12 protein-coding genes are annotated in these 15,356 nt (G+C 68.0%); 5 read left to right on the top strand and 7 right to left on the bottom strand.

The features are described 5' to 3' along the window. Nucleotide 1 precedes the first annotated feature (1 nt). On the top strand, nt 2-1,426 hold the full coding sequence (locus SOM47_RS06945) for a PepSY-associated TM helix domain-containing protein (RefSeq protein ID WP_320505166.1): 1,425 nt from the start codon (nt 2-4) through the stop codon (nt 1,424-1,426). On the opposite strand, the gene SOM47_RS06950 is transcribed toward SOM47_RS06945, so the two are convergent. Then, entirely contained in the window at nt 1,423-2,316 is an 894-nt protein-coding gene (locus SOM47_RS06950; RefSeq protein ID WP_042612283.1) for a LysR family transcriptional regulator, read from the bottom strand. The genes SOM47_RS06945 and SOM47_RS06950 overlap by 4 nt on opposite strands. 159 nt (nt 2,317-2,475) lie before the next feature. On the opposite strand from SOM47_RS06950, the gene SOM47_RS06955 reads away from it, so the two are divergent. Continuing rightward, nucleotides 2,476-3,129, top strand: coding sequence for an isochorismatase family protein (locus tag SOM47_RS06955; protein ID WP_320505167.1), 654 nt, complete (start codon nt 2,476-2,478; stop codon nt 3,127-3,129). Between the two features lie 140 nt (nt 3,130-3,269). Here the strand turns inward: SOM47_RS06955 and SOM47_RS06960 are convergent, their stop codons facing one another. Continuing rightward, a complete protein-coding gene (locus SOM47_RS06960; RefSeq protein WP_042612249.1) occupies nt 3,270-3,653 on the bottom strand; it encodes a DUF4870 domain-containing protein in 384 nt (127 codons plus the stop codon). Between the two features lie 85 nt (nt 3,654-3,738). Then, on the bottom strand, nt 3,739-5,112 hold the full coding sequence (gene pmbA, locus SOM47_RS06965; protein WP_042612248.1) for a metalloprotease PmbA: 1,374 nt from the start codon (nt 5,110-5,112) through the stop codon (nt 3,739-3,741). 68 nt (nt 5,113-5,180) lie between these two features. Between pmbA and yjgA the strand changes: the two genes are divergently transcribed. Continuing rightward, complete coding sequence (yjgA, locus tag SOM47_RS06970; protein ID WP_042612247.1) at nt 5,181-5,777, top strand: ribosome biogenesis factor YjgA; 597 nt, start codon at nt 5,181-5,183, stop codon at nt 5,775-5,777. A 146-nt stretch (nt 5,778-5,923) separates the two neighbouring features. On the opposite strand, the gene tldD is transcribed toward yjgA, so the two are convergent. The 4 genes from tldD to SOM47_RS06990 all read right to left on the bottom strand — a co-directional run bounded on the left by tldD (nt 5,924) and on the right by SOM47_RS06990 (nt 13,450). Continuing rightward, nucleotides 5,924-7,369, bottom strand: coding sequence for a metalloprotease TldD (gene tldD, locus SOM47_RS06975; protein WP_320505168.1), 1,446 nt, complete (start codon nt 7,367-7,369; stop codon nt 5,924-5,926). A gap of 68 nt (nt 7,370-7,437) precedes the next feature. Further along, nucleotides 7,438-11,331 carry a YhdP family protein gene (locus SOM47_RS06980; protein ID WP_320505169.1) on the bottom strand — a complete coding sequence of 1,298 codons (3,894 nt, stop codon included), beginning with the start codon at nt 11,329-11,331 and terminating at the stop codon, nt 7,438-7,440. Nucleotides 11,332-11,361: 30 nt separating this feature from the next. Then, nucleotides 11,362-12,849, bottom strand: coding sequence for a ribonuclease G (gene rng / locus SOM47_RS06985; RefSeq protein ID WP_320505170.1), 1,488 nt, complete (start codon nt 12,847-12,849; stop codon nt 11,362-11,364). Beyond that, nucleotides 12,842-13,450 (bottom strand): Maf-like protein, encoded by a 609-nt coding sequence (locus tag SOM47_RS06990; protein WP_192083227.1) that lies wholly within the window; start codon nt 13,448-13,450, stop codon nt 12,842-12,844. The genes rng and SOM47_RS06990 overlap by 8 nt, the downstream gene beginning before the upstream one ends. Nucleotides 13,451-13,579: 129 nt before the next feature. Between SOM47_RS06990 and SOM47_RS06995 the strand changes: the two genes are divergently transcribed. Continuing rightward, complete coding sequence (locus tag SOM47_RS06995) at nt 13,580-14,317, top strand: SIMPL domain-containing protein (protein ID WP_320505171.1); 738 nt, start codon at nt 13,580-13,582, stop codon at nt 14,315-14,317. Nucleotides 14,318-14,551: 234 nt separating this feature from the next. Further along, nucleotides 14,552-15,211 carry an energy transducer TonB gene (locus SOM47_RS07000; protein ID WP_320505172.1) on the top strand — a complete coding sequence of 220 codons (660 nt, stop codon included), beginning with the start codon at nt 14,552-14,554 and terminating at the stop codon, nt 15,209-15,211. Nucleotides 15,212-15,356 lie beyond the last annotated feature (145 nt).

Raw genomic sequence — 15,356 nt, forward strand, 5'->3', positions numbered from 1 at the left:
CATGCAGACCACGCCTTCTCCACGGCCGACTGATCGCTGGCGCTTCCATCGCGCGGTGTGGCGGTGGCACTTCTATGCGGGCCTGTTCGTGCTGCCGTTCATCGCATGGCTGGCGGTGACCGGCGTGGCGTATCTGTACCAGAAACCGATCGACCGCTGGATCCACCACGATCTGAAAGTGGTGGAACCCGCGCACGGCATGCCCACATCAGCGAGTGCCCAGATCGCCGCCGTTGAAGCCATCGCAGCAGGAAGAACGTTCCGTTACACCCTGCCCGAGCGCGCCGATGGCAGCGTGGAAATCGGCGTGCAGCAGGCCGATGGAGCGCGCGATGTGTACTACGTCGCCCCCGGCACCGCGCGCGTGCTGGGCTCGCTGCCGGACAAGGGCACGTTCTCCGGCGTGGTACGCCGGCTGCACAGCCTGGATCTGATCGGAAACCGGGCCAGCGCGTTGATCGAAATCGCCGCGGGTTGGGCGATCCTGCTGGTGATCACCGGGGTTTTCCTGTGGTGGCCGCGCGGGCAGCGTGGCGGCCTCACCCGCGTGCGCGGGCGACCTGCACAGCGCCTGTTCTGGCGTGACCTGCATGCGGTGACCGGCGTTTGGGTGGGTGCGGTGCTGCTGTTCCTGGCCCTGACCGGCATGCCGTGGTCACTGGTCTGGGGCAAGCAGGTCAACGTCTGGGCAAACGGCCACAATTCTGGTTACCCGGCGGGCGTGCGCGTGGACGTGCCGATGTCCGACCAGCGCCTGGCCGATACCACCGTCCCCAGCTGGTCGATGGAGCAGGCAAGGCTGCCGACCTCGCACCACGCCCCTGCACGGCACGCCGCGCCGCCACCGCAGCAGGCGCACGAGGGCCATGAAGGCCACGGCGGCATGGTGCCCGGGGATCTTTCGCCGCAGCCCGGAGCCATCGGCATCGATGCCGCGCTGGAGCGCTTCAACGGGCTGGGCATGGCACGCGGTTTCAGCGTGGCACTGCCGCGTGGCCCGATGGGGGTGTACTCCGCATCGGTCTATCCCGAGCAGGTCAGCCTGCAACGCGTGGTGCACATGGACCAGTACAGTGGCCGCATCCTGCTGGACATGGGCTACGCCGACTATGGCGCGCTGGGCCGGGGACTGGAATGGGGCATCAACGTGCACCTGGGCCAGCAATACGGCACCTTCAACCGGCTGGTGCTGCTGATGGCCTGCGCGGCAATCTTCCTGCTGTGCGTGAGCGGCGCGGTGATGTGGTGGAAACGCCGTCCCGCCGGTGGCATCGGCATCCCTCCCCTGCCGCACGCGAAACGCACGGTCGCGGTCGTGTTCGCGCTGCTGTGCATCGGCGGCATCCTGTTCCCGCTGATGGGGCTGTCGCTGCTGGTCATCGGCGTGCTCGATTTCATCCTGACCCGCGGCTGGCGCAGCAGCTAGCGGTGAAACGCCGCTTCCTGCGGCCCTTCGTCGAAGCAGGAAATCAGCAGTTCGGTCAGCGCCCGCACCTTCAGCGAGGGGTGCGGGCCCGGCGGACGGATCACATAGATTCCCGCTGCCGGCGGCGGATAGCGCGGCATCACCGGCACCAGCGTGCCGGCGTCCAGGTACGGCTGGGTGAGTCCATCGGGCAGCCAGGCGATGCCCAGGCCAGCCACCGCCGCGGCAATCAGCGCGGTACCGTTGTCGGCCTTGAAACGCCCACGCGGATGCACGCTCACCACGGCATCGCCATCGCGGAACTGCCAGGCTTCGGTGCCCTGCATCAACGCCTCGTGGGCCAACAGTTCGTCCGGCGTTTCCGGCGCGCCATGCGCCGCCACATACGCCGGACTGGCGACGAGCTTCCCGTACAGCGGTCCCACGCAGCGGGCGATCAGGTTGGAATCGGGCAGGTAACCCACGCGGATCGCGCAGTCGAAACCCTCCGCCACCAGGTCCGCGAAGCGGTCGCTGTAGGACGCGTGCACATGCAATTGCGGATGACGCCGCGCCATTTCGGCGAACACTGAAGCGAAGTGGGTCGGTCCGAAAGTCAGCGGAGCGGCAACCCGCAGGCGCCCGCGCAGATCACCACTGGGCAGGATCGCATCGCGCGCCGCATCGATCTCCGCGCAGGCCTTGGCGGCGTGGTCGCGGAACGTCGCGCCGGCTTCGGTCAGCGCCGCACCGCGCGTGGTGCGTGCCAGCAGCTGTACGCCCAGCTCCGCCTCCAGCCGGGCCAGCCGCCGGCTGACGATCGACTTGGACACATTCAACCGGCGCGCGGCAGGCGAAACGCCGCCTGCGTTGGCCACTTCCACGAACGTGCGCAGTTCTTCGATATCCACCGTGACCTCCCGGATCCACTCGCCAGCCTGACACACGCCGGGCCCGTCCCGCGTTCCCCATTGTGCGACACAGCTTGGCAGGAAAGGGTTCTACCGCCCCGGACGGGGGGATGACAAGGTTCGGGTTCGCTGCACACCCCTCGACAACAGGATCACTCCATGAGCTTCCGCAACGGCCTTTCCTCGCTGCTCCGCCCTGAAGATTCCGTGCTGGTCCTCATCGACCACCAGCCCTACCAGCTGGCAAACCTCAACAGCCACGACCCGCATGCCGTGGTGAACAACGCGACGGCGCTGGCCAAGGCGGCCAAGGCCTTCAAGGTGCCGACCATCCTGACCAGCGTGATCGCCGATCGCGGTGGACTGATCTTCCCGCACATCACCGATGTTTTCCCCGGCCAGGAGGTCATCGACCGCACCCTCATCAATACCTGGGAAGACCCGAAGGTGGTCGACGCGGTAAAGGCCACCGGCCGCAAGCAGCTGATCATCGCCGGCCTGTGGACCGAGATCTGCGTAGCGATGCCGGTGATCCAGGCGCTGGGGGAAGGCTGGGATGTCACCGTGATCACCGATGCCTCCGGCGCGGTTTCGGTCGAGGCCCACCAGGTGGCGATCCAACGCATGATCGCGGCCGGCGCCAACATGATGACCTGGATGGCACTGGCCGCCGAATGGCAGCGCGACTGGGCACGTACCGAGCACGCAGCCGAACTGACCGAAGTGCTGAAGCAGCACGCCACCGGCAGCGGAATCGCCTACCTGTGGGAACAGCAGCTGCTCAACACGCCGGTGCCGCCGAACGCAGGCTGATACTCCACGATCCGATCCGGGAACCGGGTAGCGCCGAGCCATGCTCGGCGAGCGCGCAGCGCTACATTGCTAAAAAAATGCCCGGCATGGCCGGGCATTTTGTTCAGAGCGTGACGACCAACGGTCGTCACCCACCGTGATTACTTGATCAGGCGCAGGGTGAACGGGTAGCGGTAGGCTTCGCCGTTGTTGGACTTCACTGCGGCGATGATGCAGAACACCACGTTCAACACGCCGACCACCGGCATCAGCAGCGCGCCGATGAAGACGATCATCAGCACCACGCAGATCGCCATGGCGATGGCGATGGTGATCTGGAAGTTCAGCGCTTCCTTGGCCTGGTCGGTGACGAAGGCCTTGCTGGCGTCGTCCTTGTTGATCAGCCAGATCACCAGCGCGCCGATGAACCAGGTGAAGATGCCCAGCAGGTGCGCGGCCAGTGCCATGGTGCGCTGGTCGGCCGGGGCCGGCTCCACGCTGGACGGCGGCGGCGGCGGGGCGGTGACGTTGTCGAATTCGCTCACGGAAAACTCCTTTTAAGGTATAGGGTCGGCGCGACCCACTCCCCGTGGGCCGTCGCAGCCCGGCAAGAGTACGCCAATAACGACGTCAGTCGTTACCGGCCACCGTCATTTTGCCGATCAACAGCGAGCCGATGGCGATATGCGAACGCACGTCCACGTCGCTGCCGATCGCCTCGATGGACTGGAACATGTCGCGCAGGTTGCCGGCGATGGTAATGCCGTCCACCGGGTACAGGATTTCCCCGTTCTCCACGCGGAAGCCGCCGGCACCACGCGAGTAATCGCCGGTCACGCCGTTGACGCCCTGCCCCATCAGCTCGGTCACCAGCAGTCCGTTGCCCATCTGGCGGGCGATGGCATGCAGGTCCAGCCCCGGTGCGCTGGCGGCCACCTGCAGGTTGTGCACGCCACCGGCGTTGGCGGTGGTCTGCAGGCCCAGCTTGCGCGCCGAATAACTGCCCAGGATGTAGCGCTGCAGCACGCCATCGCGCACGATCGCCGAGGTCCGGGTCGCCACGCCGTCGCCATCGAAGGCGGCCGAGCGGCGGCCACGACGCAGGTGCGGCAGCTCGTCGATCTGCATCCATGCCGGGAACAGGGAAGTGCCCAGGCTGTCCAGCAGGAAGCTGGACTGGCGGTACAGCGCGCCGCCCGAAATCGCCGACAGCAGGTGGCCGACCAGGCTGCGCGCCACTTCCGGGGCGAACAGCACCGGCATGCTGCTGGTGGCCATCGAACGCGGCTGCAGCCGGGCGATGGTGCGCTCGGCGGCCCTGCGGCCCACTGCGGCCGGGTCCTCCAGATCCTCCCGCGCCAGCGCGCTGGTGTACCAGCCATCGCGCTGCATGCCGTCGCCGTGGCCGGCAATCAGCGCCACGCTGATTGAATGGTGAGTGCCGCGCTCGCGGCCGAAGAAGCCGTGCGAGTTGGCATACACCGACAGGCTCTGCCCGGTCGATGCCGAGGCGCCATCGGTGTTGCTGATGCGCGCATCGCTGTCGCGGCCGGCCGCCTCACAGGCCAGCGCCAGGTCGATGGCCTGGTCGGCCTGCAGCGCCCATGGGTGCCAGCTGTCCAGTTCCGGGAATTCGCGGGCCATCAGCTCGGCGTCGGCCAGCCCGGCGGCGGCATCGTCTTCGGTATGCCGGGCGATCGCGCAGGCCTGCTCCACCGTGGCCACCAGGCTGGATGGCTGCAGGTCGGCGGTGCTGGCACTGCCCTTGCGCTTGCCGAAGTAGACGGTGACCGCGATCCCCCGGTCGGCGGTGGATTCAACCGTCTCCACCTCGCCCAGGCGCACGTTCACGTCCAACCCGCGGTCCTCGCTGCAGGACACTTCAGCCTGGCTGGCGCCCAGCCGGCGGGCGTGGTCCAGCAGCTGCTGGGAGATATCGGCCAGCTGTTCCAGCCGGGCCTCGGTGCCAGCGGCAGCGGCCGCTTCAGGGGCGATGACGTTCAATGCTTTATCCTGTACAGGTTGGGCCCGGCACTGCGCCGGGCGACGTATTTACGAAAGTAGGAAAGACGATGCGCGGACGCGACGAAGAAACCGGTGAATTCCACGATAAAAGCCGCAAACAGAAGCGCAACGAAGCGCTGGACGTGCTTGCGCTGGGCGAAAAGCTGGTTTCGCTGACTCCTGCACAGCTGGCCCGCCTGCCGGTGCCGGAAGACCTGCTCCCGCACATCGCCGAATGCAAGCGGATCACCGCCCACATCGCGCACAAGCGGCAGCTGGCGTTCCTGGCCAAGCACATGCGCCGCGAGGAAGAGTCCACGCTGGATGCCATCCGCGAAGCGCTGGACGCCAACAGCGATACCGGCCGCCGCGAAGTGGCGATGATGCACCGGGCCGAAGACTGGCGCGAAAAGCTGATGAGCGATGGCGACGCCGCGTTGTCCAAGCTGCTGGACGAATACCCGCAGGCCGATCGCCAGGAGCTGCGCACGCTGGTGCGCAACGCCCAGGCCGAGAAAGCCAAGAACAAGCCGCCGCGCGCCTACCGGGAAATCTTCCAGGTGCTGCGTACGCTGATGCTGCCGGCCGCGCTGGGGCTGATCGTGGCCGACAGCGGCGAAGACGCCGAAGCGGTGGAAGACGACGCGGACGACAGCCAGGACTGAGGCCTGCACTGCCGCGAAAGCCGCCGAGCATGGCTCGGCGCTACCTGCCTGCACTGCCGGGAAAGCCGCCGAGCATGGCTCGGCGCTACCGGGCCGGGATACCGCCGGGAAGCGCGCGGCGCCACCGGGCAGGGGCACCGCTGGCATCACGCCTGGGTGCCACCTACGGTGAGTCCATCGATCAGCAGCGACGGCTGGCCCACGCCGACCGGTACGCTCTGGCCATCCTTGCCGCAGATGCCGACGCCCTGGTCCAGCGCCAGGTCGTTGCCGATCATGCGCACCTTCTGCATGGTTTCCGGCCCGTTGCCGATGATCGTGGCGCCCTTCACCGGCGCGGTGATGCGGCCGTCTTCGATCAGGTAGGCCTCGGTGGCCGAAAACACGTATTTGCCGCTGGTGATGTCGACCTGGCCGCCACCGAAGTTCACCGCGTACAGGCCCTTCTTGACCGAGCGGATCATCTCTTCCGGGTCATGCTGCCCGGCGCGCATGTAGGTATTGGTCATGCGCGGCATGGTCAGGTGCGCGAACGATTCGCGGCGGCCGTTGCCGGTCGGTGCCATGCCCATCAGGCGCGCGTTGAGTGAGTCCTGCATGTAGCCGACCAGGATGCCGTCTTCGATCAGGGTCGTGCACTGGGTGCGCTGGCCTTCGTCATCGATGTTGAGCGAGCCGCGCAGGCCTTCCAGCGTGCCGTCATCGACGATGGTCACCCCCGGCGAGGCCACCCGCTCGCCCAGGCGACCGGCATACACGCTGGTGCCCTTGCGGTTGAAGTCGCCTTCCAGGCCATGGCCGACCGCTTCGTGCAGCAGCACGCCCGGCCAGCCCGGGCCGAGCACCACCGGCATCACGCCGGCCGGTGCGGGTACCGCGTCCAGGTTCACCAGCGCCTGCCGCAGCGCTTCGCGGGCGAAGGCTTCCGGACGGCCGCTGGCGAACAGTTCGGTGTAGTCATAGCGACCACCACCGCCGGAATAGCCCGATTCGCGACGGCCGTTCTGCTCCACGATCACCTGCACGTTCAAGCGCACCAGCGGGCGGATGTCCGCACCCAGCACGCCGTCGCTGCGGGCGATCAGGATGGTGTCCACGCCGCCGGACAGGCTCACCATCACCTGCTTCACGCGCGGGTCGGCGGCACGCAGGTAGGCGTCCAGGCGCTTGAGCACTTCCACCTTGGCTTCGTTGCCCATGCTGTCCACCGGATCCAGCGCCGGGTACAGGGCGCGGGCATCGCCGCGCAGCAGCGACTTGCCGGTCTGCGCCCCACCCTCGCGGGAGATCGCGCGGGCCGATTGCGCGGCGTTGGACAGCGCATCGCGGTGGATGTCATCGGAGTAGGCGAAGCCGGTCTTCTCACCGGAAATCGCGCGCACGCCGACGCCCTGTTCGATGGAATGCGCACCGTCCTTGACGATGCCGTCTTCCACGCTCCAGCTTTCGCGGCGGGCGTGCTGGAAATACAGGTCACCGAAGTCGATGCCCGGTCCCAGCAGGTGGCCGAAGGTGTTTTCCAGGGTGCCCGCGTCCAGCCCGGCGGGCTGCAGCAGGCGGTCGGTGGCGAGGGTGAGGGCGTTATCGGTCATGGTGTTCAATCTGGGGGCGAAACGCGGCCATGGCAAGCCGCGTCATGCTGGGGGGAAAGCCGGCGCGCTCAGCGCGCGGTCGGCTTGGGCGGGGGCGGCACGGACGCATCGCGTTCCACCACCTCCACCTTCGGGTCTTTCCAGGGGCCGGTGACGCGGTAGGTCTTGGCCCCGATTTCGCCCAGCGGCTTGGACAGCACCGCATTGGTGGCTGCGCCGAGCGCGGCGCCCACCGGGCCGCCGGCCACTGCGCCCACCACCGTCAGCAGGTTGCCCGAGCGTGGATTGACATCAATGGTCTGGTCGAACTGCTGCGCGCGCAGGTCGGTACGGCCGCGGATGCGGATGTTGGCGGCTGGACCTTCGATCATCACCTTGTCGGTGGTGGCCGATCCATCGGCGAAGGCCAGCGTGCCGGCGATCTGGTTGAACGCAAAGCCCTTGGAGAAGAAGTCGCGGAAGTCCAGCATCAGCCGGCGCGGCAGCTGGGTGATGCTCAGCAGGCCGAGCACGCGGCCGGCGCCCGGCTCCAGTTCCAGCAGCTGGCCGTTGCGTGCATCGACCTTCATGCTGCCCTGCAGGTTGCCCAGCTGGAAGTCCGAAGGACCGCCGGCCCAGCCGGCCTGCAGGTCGATGCTGCCCTGCCCGCCGCGCAGCTGGCCGCCGTAATCCAGGTCACGCAGCAGGTCGCCGAGGTCTTCGCTGCGCACCTGCGCGGTGAGATCCGTACGCGCCGCAGGCCCCTTGCCCAGCCAGTTGCCACGCACGTCGATGGCCTGTTTCGGCGAACGGAAATCCAGCTGCTGTACGCGCAGCCCGTTGGCGACCGGCTGGGTGCGCACCACCGCCTGGCCGAGGTTGATCTTGCCGAACTGCAGGTCGGCAATGTCCAGCGACAGCGGCGGAATGGCGGCCGGATCCGTGTCGTTGGCACTGGCCTGTACACGCGCGGCCATCACCTGGCCATCGGGCATCACGATCGGCGCGCCATCGCGCGGACGCGGCTGCGCCGGGCCCGGCAGCGACTTCCAATGCACACGCTGCAGGGTGCCGCTGATGGTGCCGCCGCTCGCGTTGGGCACCTGCAGCTGGCCGGCCAGCGACGGCCCGTCCAGGCGTACGTCGAGGTGCTGGGCGGTCGGCCGCAGCTGCAGGCGGGTCTGTTCGAACACCCCGCCGATCAACAGCAGCTGGGCCACCTGCACATCCACCGAACGCAGCGGCATCGGGTCGCTGGGGGGGCCAGCGTCCTTGCCATCGCCGGCCGAACCACGCGCCAGGGATATCCATTCCAGCGCATCCAGCGAGCCGCTGCGGCCATTGACCGCCAGCCCGCTGGCCGGCGGGTCGCGGTCCACCCGCGCGCTGCCCAGCGTGACCTGCACCCCGGTCTGGCCCTGCTGGGTGCGCGCGGCCAGTGCCAGGCGCTCGCCGAAGGCCACGTCGATGCGACCATCGCCCATCGGCAGCTGCGCCGCCACGCGGGTATCCAGCGCCTCGGCGGCCGGCTTGTCCAAGGGCGCCGGCAGGCTCAGCGTAGTGCCCACCAGGTTGGACTGCAGGTGCAGGCGTGCCGGCGGAGTCGGCGCTGCCTGGCCGCCCGCAGACGGCGCCGCAGCCACCGCCTTGGGCATGTCCACGCCGATTTTCCAGTCCGAACGGCCTTCGATATAGGGCTTCAGCCACGCCATTTCCGGAGCGCGGTCCAGCAGCGTGCCGGCGTCCAGGTTGGCATCCAGCTCCGATTCGAAGGCCAGCTGCGGATCACGCACGAAGCCGCCGGCGCGCAGGCTCAACGTACCCGGCGCGCCGAGGTGGCGCACGCTGAGGTTGTCGGCACCGAAGCCGCCACCGGCGTACTTCGCGCTGCCGCGCACGTCCTCGAAATCCAGCGCATAGCGCTTGTCGGACAGCTTCACCCCGTCCAGTGCCACGCTGCCCTGCAGGTGCCCGGGCTGGCCGGGATGCAGCGGCTGCAGCAGGTCGAAATCCACGTTGGCCGGACCGCTGGCGCTGAGTGCATCCAGGGTGTCGCCGTACTGGCCGTGCAGCGGGCTGCGCCGCAGCATCGCCAACAACCGGCTGGCTTCGCTGCGGCTCTGCGCGCGCACGTACAGCGGCGTCTGGCCGAAATCTTCGATGCCGGCTTCCATCGCATCCACGTTGACGCCGGCCAGGTCGCCGCGGCCCTTGAGCGAGAAGCCCGGGCCGATGAAGGCGATCTCCGCATCCACCTGGGTCATGTCCGGCCAGGTCTTCTGGAACCGGATGGTGCCGTCCTCGATATGCCCGGTGGCCTCGAAACGGCCGTTGTTGCGGTCGAACGGCCAGTCATCCAGATCACCGGTGACCAGCCCGATGCCGTTGCGCACGCGCCCGGACTGCAGCGCGGTATCCAGCCAATCGCGCGCGTTGGCGCTCATCTTCGAACGGATCCAGAAGCGCTTGGCGGCGGTCATCGGCACATCGTCGATCTTCGCCGCCAGCTGCATCCACGGCCGCGTGCCGTCGCCCTGGAACCACAACCCGCCGCGCAGGTCGGCCGCGTAATCGGTGCCCTGCACGCGCAGCGCCGGGGTGCCGATGCGCCAGCCACCGGCTTCGTCGTGCCAGCCCACCACTTCACCGGCCAGGCGCACGTCATGGCGCACGCCGAAGCCCTTGGGCCAGTCGAACTGCAGTTGCTGCTGCGGCTGCAACTGCAGTGAAAAACCTTCGGCGTCGCCCTGGAAGCGGCCACCCACGCCGGCCAGTCCCGGCCCGCCGTCCACGCTGGAAAACGCCAGCGTTTCCAGATCGCCCTGCACCCACAGCGCACCGTTGCGTTCGCCGCGGGCCTGCAGCGAACGCACGCGCACCTGCGGGTGGGCGCGGTACAGCCAGTCACGCAGACCGGCATCGACCCGATCGGTCAGTGCCAGTCCGCGCAGCAACACATTGCCATCCACGTTGTCGGCGACCAGCGCCATGTGCTGCCCGGCACCGACCAGCAGGCCGTCCAGCACCTGTTCGCGGCCATCGGCACGCACCCGCAGCAGGGGCGCTTGTGCGCGCCAGCCACCTTCGCTGTAACGCCAGCGCGCGCGCATCTGCAGGCGTTCCACCTCCAGCGTCGGCCGCGCCACGTGGGCCGTGGGCGCGCCGGACAGGTGCAGCGCGGACAGGTCCGAATCAGTGGTGACCATCACCGGGCGGAAATCACGCAGGGCGACCCACGCGTTGAGTTCGCCGCGGCCCTGTAGTACCTGCACGCCGGCGCCGGACAGCAGCGACGACCACGCCTGCAGGTCCACCGGATCCCCGCCCAGCCAGGCCTCGCCATTGCCAAGGCGGCGGTCCACGTCCAGCACCGCCGACAACGGCAGTGCATCTTCATTGGCCCATGCCCGCACGCCGACGCGCAGGCGGTCACCGTTGACCCGCAGCCGCACGTCCAGCCGCGGCAGGGTCGCCTGCAGCCCCAGTGACGGTGCATCGACCGTCAGGCGGCCGCGTTCGACCTGCAGCTCGCCAAGACGCCGCAGCGACTCCAGCGGATCACTGCCCGGCCGGCTCGGCAGGCCGCGCACGCTCCAGCGTCCATCGTCGGCACGCTGCAGGGTCAGCGCCAGCCCCCGCAGGCGCAGTTCGGTCAACGAACGCCCTGGCAGCAGGCCGGCGTACATCGCCACCTGCACTTCGGCCTGGCCTACGCGCAGGCCATCGCCGGCCCCGATACGCAGGCCGTCAAGCTGCAACAGCGGACCACGCCGCGTCCACTGCGCTTTCAGGTCATCGAAGCGCACCGGTTGGCCGGCACGTGCGGTCAACCAGGCGGCAATCTGTTCCGGGTGGCGCTCAGCCAGCGGCAGCAGCTGGCTGAAGGTACCGACCAGCAACGCCACCGCCACCAGAGTGATGGCGGACGCGTACAGGGCAAGACGGCGGATCCTTCGCAGTCGCAGGCGCGGCGGCGCGCTCATCGGCCCTGGCCGGCAACCGGCCGGTAAAGATCAGAGCAGGACCACATCGAATTGTTCCTGCAGGTACTGGTCGTCCGCCTGGAAGCGGATGCTCTTGCCCAGGAATTCTTCCAGTTCGGCAACGGCCGTGGATTCCTCGTCGGTTATGCGGGCCACCACCTTCGACGAGGCGATCACCAGCAGGCGCGCCGCTTCGAACTGGCGCACCGCACGGGTGATCTCGCGGAAGATTTCGTAGGTGACCGTCTCGGTGGTCTTGATGCTGCCACGGCCACTGCATTGCGGACAGGTTTCCGACAGCTGGCGCTCCAGGCTTTCCACGGTGCGCTTGCGCGTCATCTCCACCAGACCCAGCGGCGAGAAGTCGTAGACAGTGGTCTTGGCATGGTCGCGGGCCAGTGCTTTTTCCAGCGTGCGCAGCACCTGGCGACGGTGCTCGGCGTCCACCATGTCGATGAAATCGATGATGATGATGCCGCCGAGGTTGCGCAGGCGCAGCTGCCTGGCAACGGCCTGCGCCGCTTCCAGGTTGGTGCGGTAAACGGTTTCTTCCAGGTTGCGCTGGCCGACGAACGAACCGGTGTTGACGTCGATGGTGGTCATCGCTTCGGTCTGGTCGATCACCAGGTAGCCGCCGGATTTCAGCGGCACCTGCTTGTCCAGCGCGCGACCGATCTCGTCCTCCACGCCGAACATGTCGAAGATCGGACGGTCGCCGGCGTACAGCTCCAGCTTCTCGGCCAGCACCGGCATGTACTTGGCCACGAAGGCCTGCAGCTGCACGAAGGTTTCCTTGGAGTCGACCTTCACCTTGTCCACGTCCTTGCGGATCAGGTCGCGCACCGAACGCAGCGGCAGGCTGAGGTCTTCATAGATCACGCTGCACGAAGCGGCTTCGCGGCCACGCCGCTCGACCACGTTCCATACCCGCGACAGGTACGCCACGTCTTCGGCAATCGCCTCGGCCGGCTGGCCTTCGGCGTTGGTGCGCACGATGTAACCGTAGCCGCCGTGCTGGGCCGACAGTTCGGTGACCAGCGCCTTCAGGCGTGAGCGCTCGCCTTCGTCTTCGATGCGCGCAGAAACGCCGACCACCTTCGACTGCGGCAGCAGCACCATGTAACGCGAGGGGATGCTGATCTGGGTGGTCAGGCGCGCGCCCTTGGTGCCGATCGGGTCCTTGACCACCTGCACCACGATGTCCTGGCCGTCACGCAGCAGCTCCACGATGGGCACGCTGGAGGGCGGTGGCAAGGTGGTGCCATCGGTGTCCGGGCTGGCCACCGGGGCCGGCCGCACCACGTCGTTGGCGTGCAGGAACGCGGCGCGCTCCAGCCCCACTTCAACGAACGCGGCCTGCATGCCGGGCATCACCCGCTGCACTTTTCCCTTGTAGATGTTGCCAACCACCCCGCGGCGCCAGCCACGTTCGATGTGCAGCTCCTGCAGCATGCCGTTCTCGATCACCGCCACCCGGGTTTCGCGGGGGGTCACGTTGACCAGTATTTCTTCAGACATGTACGGCAGCCTCCGTGGCGGCAACAGGGTAGGAAGGCAAGCCCGCGCCGGCCAGCAGCCGGTCGGTCTGGTACAGCGGCAATCCCATCACGCCGGAATAGCTCCCGGCCAGATGGGTGATGAAGCGCTCTGCTTCTCCCTGGATGGCATATGCACCGGCCTTGCCGAACGGCTCGCCGGTGGCTACATAGGCGGCGATGCGGGCATCATCCAGCGCCGCGAAGGTCACCTCGGACACCACCAGGTCCACCGACAGGCCGCCGGCAGAAGCCAGCACCACGGCGGTCATCACCTGGTGGGTGCGGCCGGACAGCGCGGCCAGCATGGCGGCGGCATCCTCGGCATCGGCCGGTTTGCCGAACACGCGCTCACCCAGCACCACTTCGGTATCCGACCCGACCACCACCGCTTCGGGATCGGCGGCCAGCATGTGGGCGAGTCCGGCGCGGGCCTTGTCGGCGGCTACGCGCTGCACGTAATCGCGCGGCGTTTCGCCAGCAGCGCGCACTTCGGCCACGTCCAGGTCCAGGGTCTGGAACGGACGGCCAAGGCGGGCAAGCAATTCACTGCGGCGGGGGGAGCGGGAGGCAAGATAGAGCATCGACACAGCATACCCTGCGCGCACGGCCTGAATCGCAGGCAACCTGCTGCGGTCATGCGCAACCCCGTTCCGGCTCACAACGCGTTCATCCCCTCGCCAGCAACCTCGATGGCCTTCAAGGAGATATCCATGCGTCACCCTGTCCTCTCGCCCCTGCTGCTCGCCCTGTCCCTCGCCCTGGGAGCTTCCGTGACCGCTCAAGCCGCCGTACCGGCACCTGCCATCGCCCCGGTGGAAGGCACCCTGCTCAACGTATCGGCCAACGCCGAAGCCAGCCGCGTGCCGGACATCGCCACGCTTTCCGCCGGCGTGGTTACCCAGGCCGTGGACGGCAACACCGCCATGCGCGAGAACGCGCAGAAGATGGACACGGTGCTGGCCGCGATCAAGGCCGCCGGCATCGCCGAGCGCGACGTGCAGACGAGCGGAGTGAACCTGAGCCCGCAGTATCGCTACGCCGAAAACGAGGCACCGAAGATCACCGGCTACCAGGCCAGCAACACCGTCAGCCTGAAGGTGCGTGACATCGCCAAGCTGGGCAAGGTGCTGGACGCGCTGGCCGCACAGGGCGCCAACCAGATCAACGGCCCCAGCTTCGAGATCGACCAACCGGAGCCGGTGTATGACGAAGCCCGCCTGGCCGCGCTGAAGAAGGCACAGACCCGTGCGCAGACCTACGCCAAGTCGCTGGGCCTGCAGGTGCGCCGCATCGTCAGCATTTCCGAAAGCAGCGGCGGCGGCTTCCGTCCGGTGATGATGCGCGCAGCCGCCGCGCCGATGGCCGCCGACATGGCCAGCACCCCGGTGGCCGCTGGTGAAACCACCGTATCGGTGAACCTGGACGTGGTGTTCGAACTGGGCCGCTGAGCCGGCGTGGGGCGGGCGACGACCGCTTTTGGTGGGTGACGACCGTTGGTCGTCACGGCTGTCGGAGAGTGACGACCAAGGTCGTCGCTACGCAGCACCCCCGCTTTACCTGACTGCTGACAAAACGAACGCGCCTGCCCCGCTGGGCAGGCCGCGCTTCCCGCGCTATTGCTGAGCCACCGGCACCCACCGGCCCCGATGACGTCCCCCTGCTGGCTTGCATGGAGGTGAACCATGGTTCGTACGTACCCGGTAGTCCCGCTCCGCTTCGACCCCGCCCGCATCGCTGCATGGAGCACCGCCATCGCGCTGCACGTGCTGGCCTTCATGCTGCTGGTCATCCCCGCCGCCTACGTGGCTGCCCCCCTGCAACGTGACGCCCCGCAGATCCGCTGGATCACCCCGGACAAGCCACTGCCTCCCACGCCGGTTCCGCCGGAAGTCGTCCAGCAGGTCGCACCGCCGCAGACCGTGGTGAAACCCCAGCCGACGCCCCTGCCGGCCCCCACCACCGTCACCGAACAGGTCCCGGCCTACGCCGTGCCCGCCGCCGAACCGCAGCCCGCCCCCGTTCCGAGCGTGCCCCTGCAGACCGCTACGCCTACCCGCAGCGGCCCTGGCGCACAGCTGCGGTACCGCTCCGCCCCGCCGCCGACGTACCCGATCGCCGCGCTGCGTGGCCGTGAGCAGGGCACCGTCCTGCTGCGGGTGGAAGTCAGTGCCGAGGGCCGCCCCACTGCGGTTTCCATCGAACGCAGCAGCGGTTCGCGTGCGCTGGACCTTGCTGCGCGCCAGCAGGTACTGCGCCAGTGGCGATTCGAACCGTCCATGCAGGACGGCGTGGCCACGTCCTCGGTGGGCCTGGTGCCGATCGAGTTCTCCTTGCCAGAGTAAGGCGCGACAGGGGGTGACGGATGTCACCCCCTGTCCTGCTTCCTGACGCACGTCACAAAGCGGTCCCGATTAAGCAAAATTTCACTCTTGCGTCACCTGAAAGAAACCTAGATTGGCGACATCGCGGGGCAAGGGGGCCTGCGGT

Source organism: Stenotrophomonas sp. CFBP8980 (assembly GCF_034046095.1).
Classification (GTDB): domain Bacteria; phylum Pseudomonadota; class Gammaproteobacteria; order Xanthomonadales; family Xanthomonadaceae; genus Stenotrophomonas; species Stenotrophomonas lacuserhaii.

Excerpts from the sequence above, each read along its gene's own strand:
- SOM47_RS06945 (WP_320505166.1), top strand. The coding sequence starts at position 2 with ATGCAGACCACGCCTTCTCCACGGCCGACTGATCGCTGGCGCTTCCAT.
- SOM47_RS06955 (WP_320505167.1), top strand. The coding sequence starts at position 2,476 with ATGAGCTTCCGCAACGGCCTTTCCTCGCTGCTCCGCCCTGAAGATTCC.
- yjgA (WP_042612247.1), top strand. The coding sequence starts at position 5,181 with ATGCGCGGACGCGACGAAGAAACCGGTGAATTCCACGATAAAAGCCGC.
- tldD (WP_320505168.1), bottom strand. The coding sequence starts at position 7,369 with ATGACCGATAACGCCCTCACCCTCGCCACCGACCGCCTGCTGCAGCCC.
- SOM47_RS06980 (WP_320505169.1), bottom strand. The coding sequence starts at position 11,331 with ATGAGCGCGCCGCCGCGCCTGCGACTGCGAAGGATCCGCCGTCTTGCC.
- rng (WP_320505170.1), bottom strand. The coding sequence starts at position 12,849 with ATGTCTGAAGAAATACTGGTCAACGTGACCCCCCGCGAAACCCGGGTG.
- SOM47_RS06990 (WP_192083227.1), bottom strand. The coding sequence starts at position 13,450 with ATGCTCTATCTTGCCTCCCGCTCCCCCCGCCGCAGTGAATTGCTTGCC.
- SOM47_RS06995 (WP_320505171.1), top strand. The coding sequence starts at position 13,580 with ATGCGTCACCCTGTCCTCTCGCCCCTGCTGCTCGCCCTGTCCCTCGCC.
- SOM47_RS07000 (WP_320505172.1), top strand. The coding sequence starts at position 14,552 with ATGGTTCGTACGTACCCGGTAGTCCCGCTCCGCTTCGACCCCGCCCGC.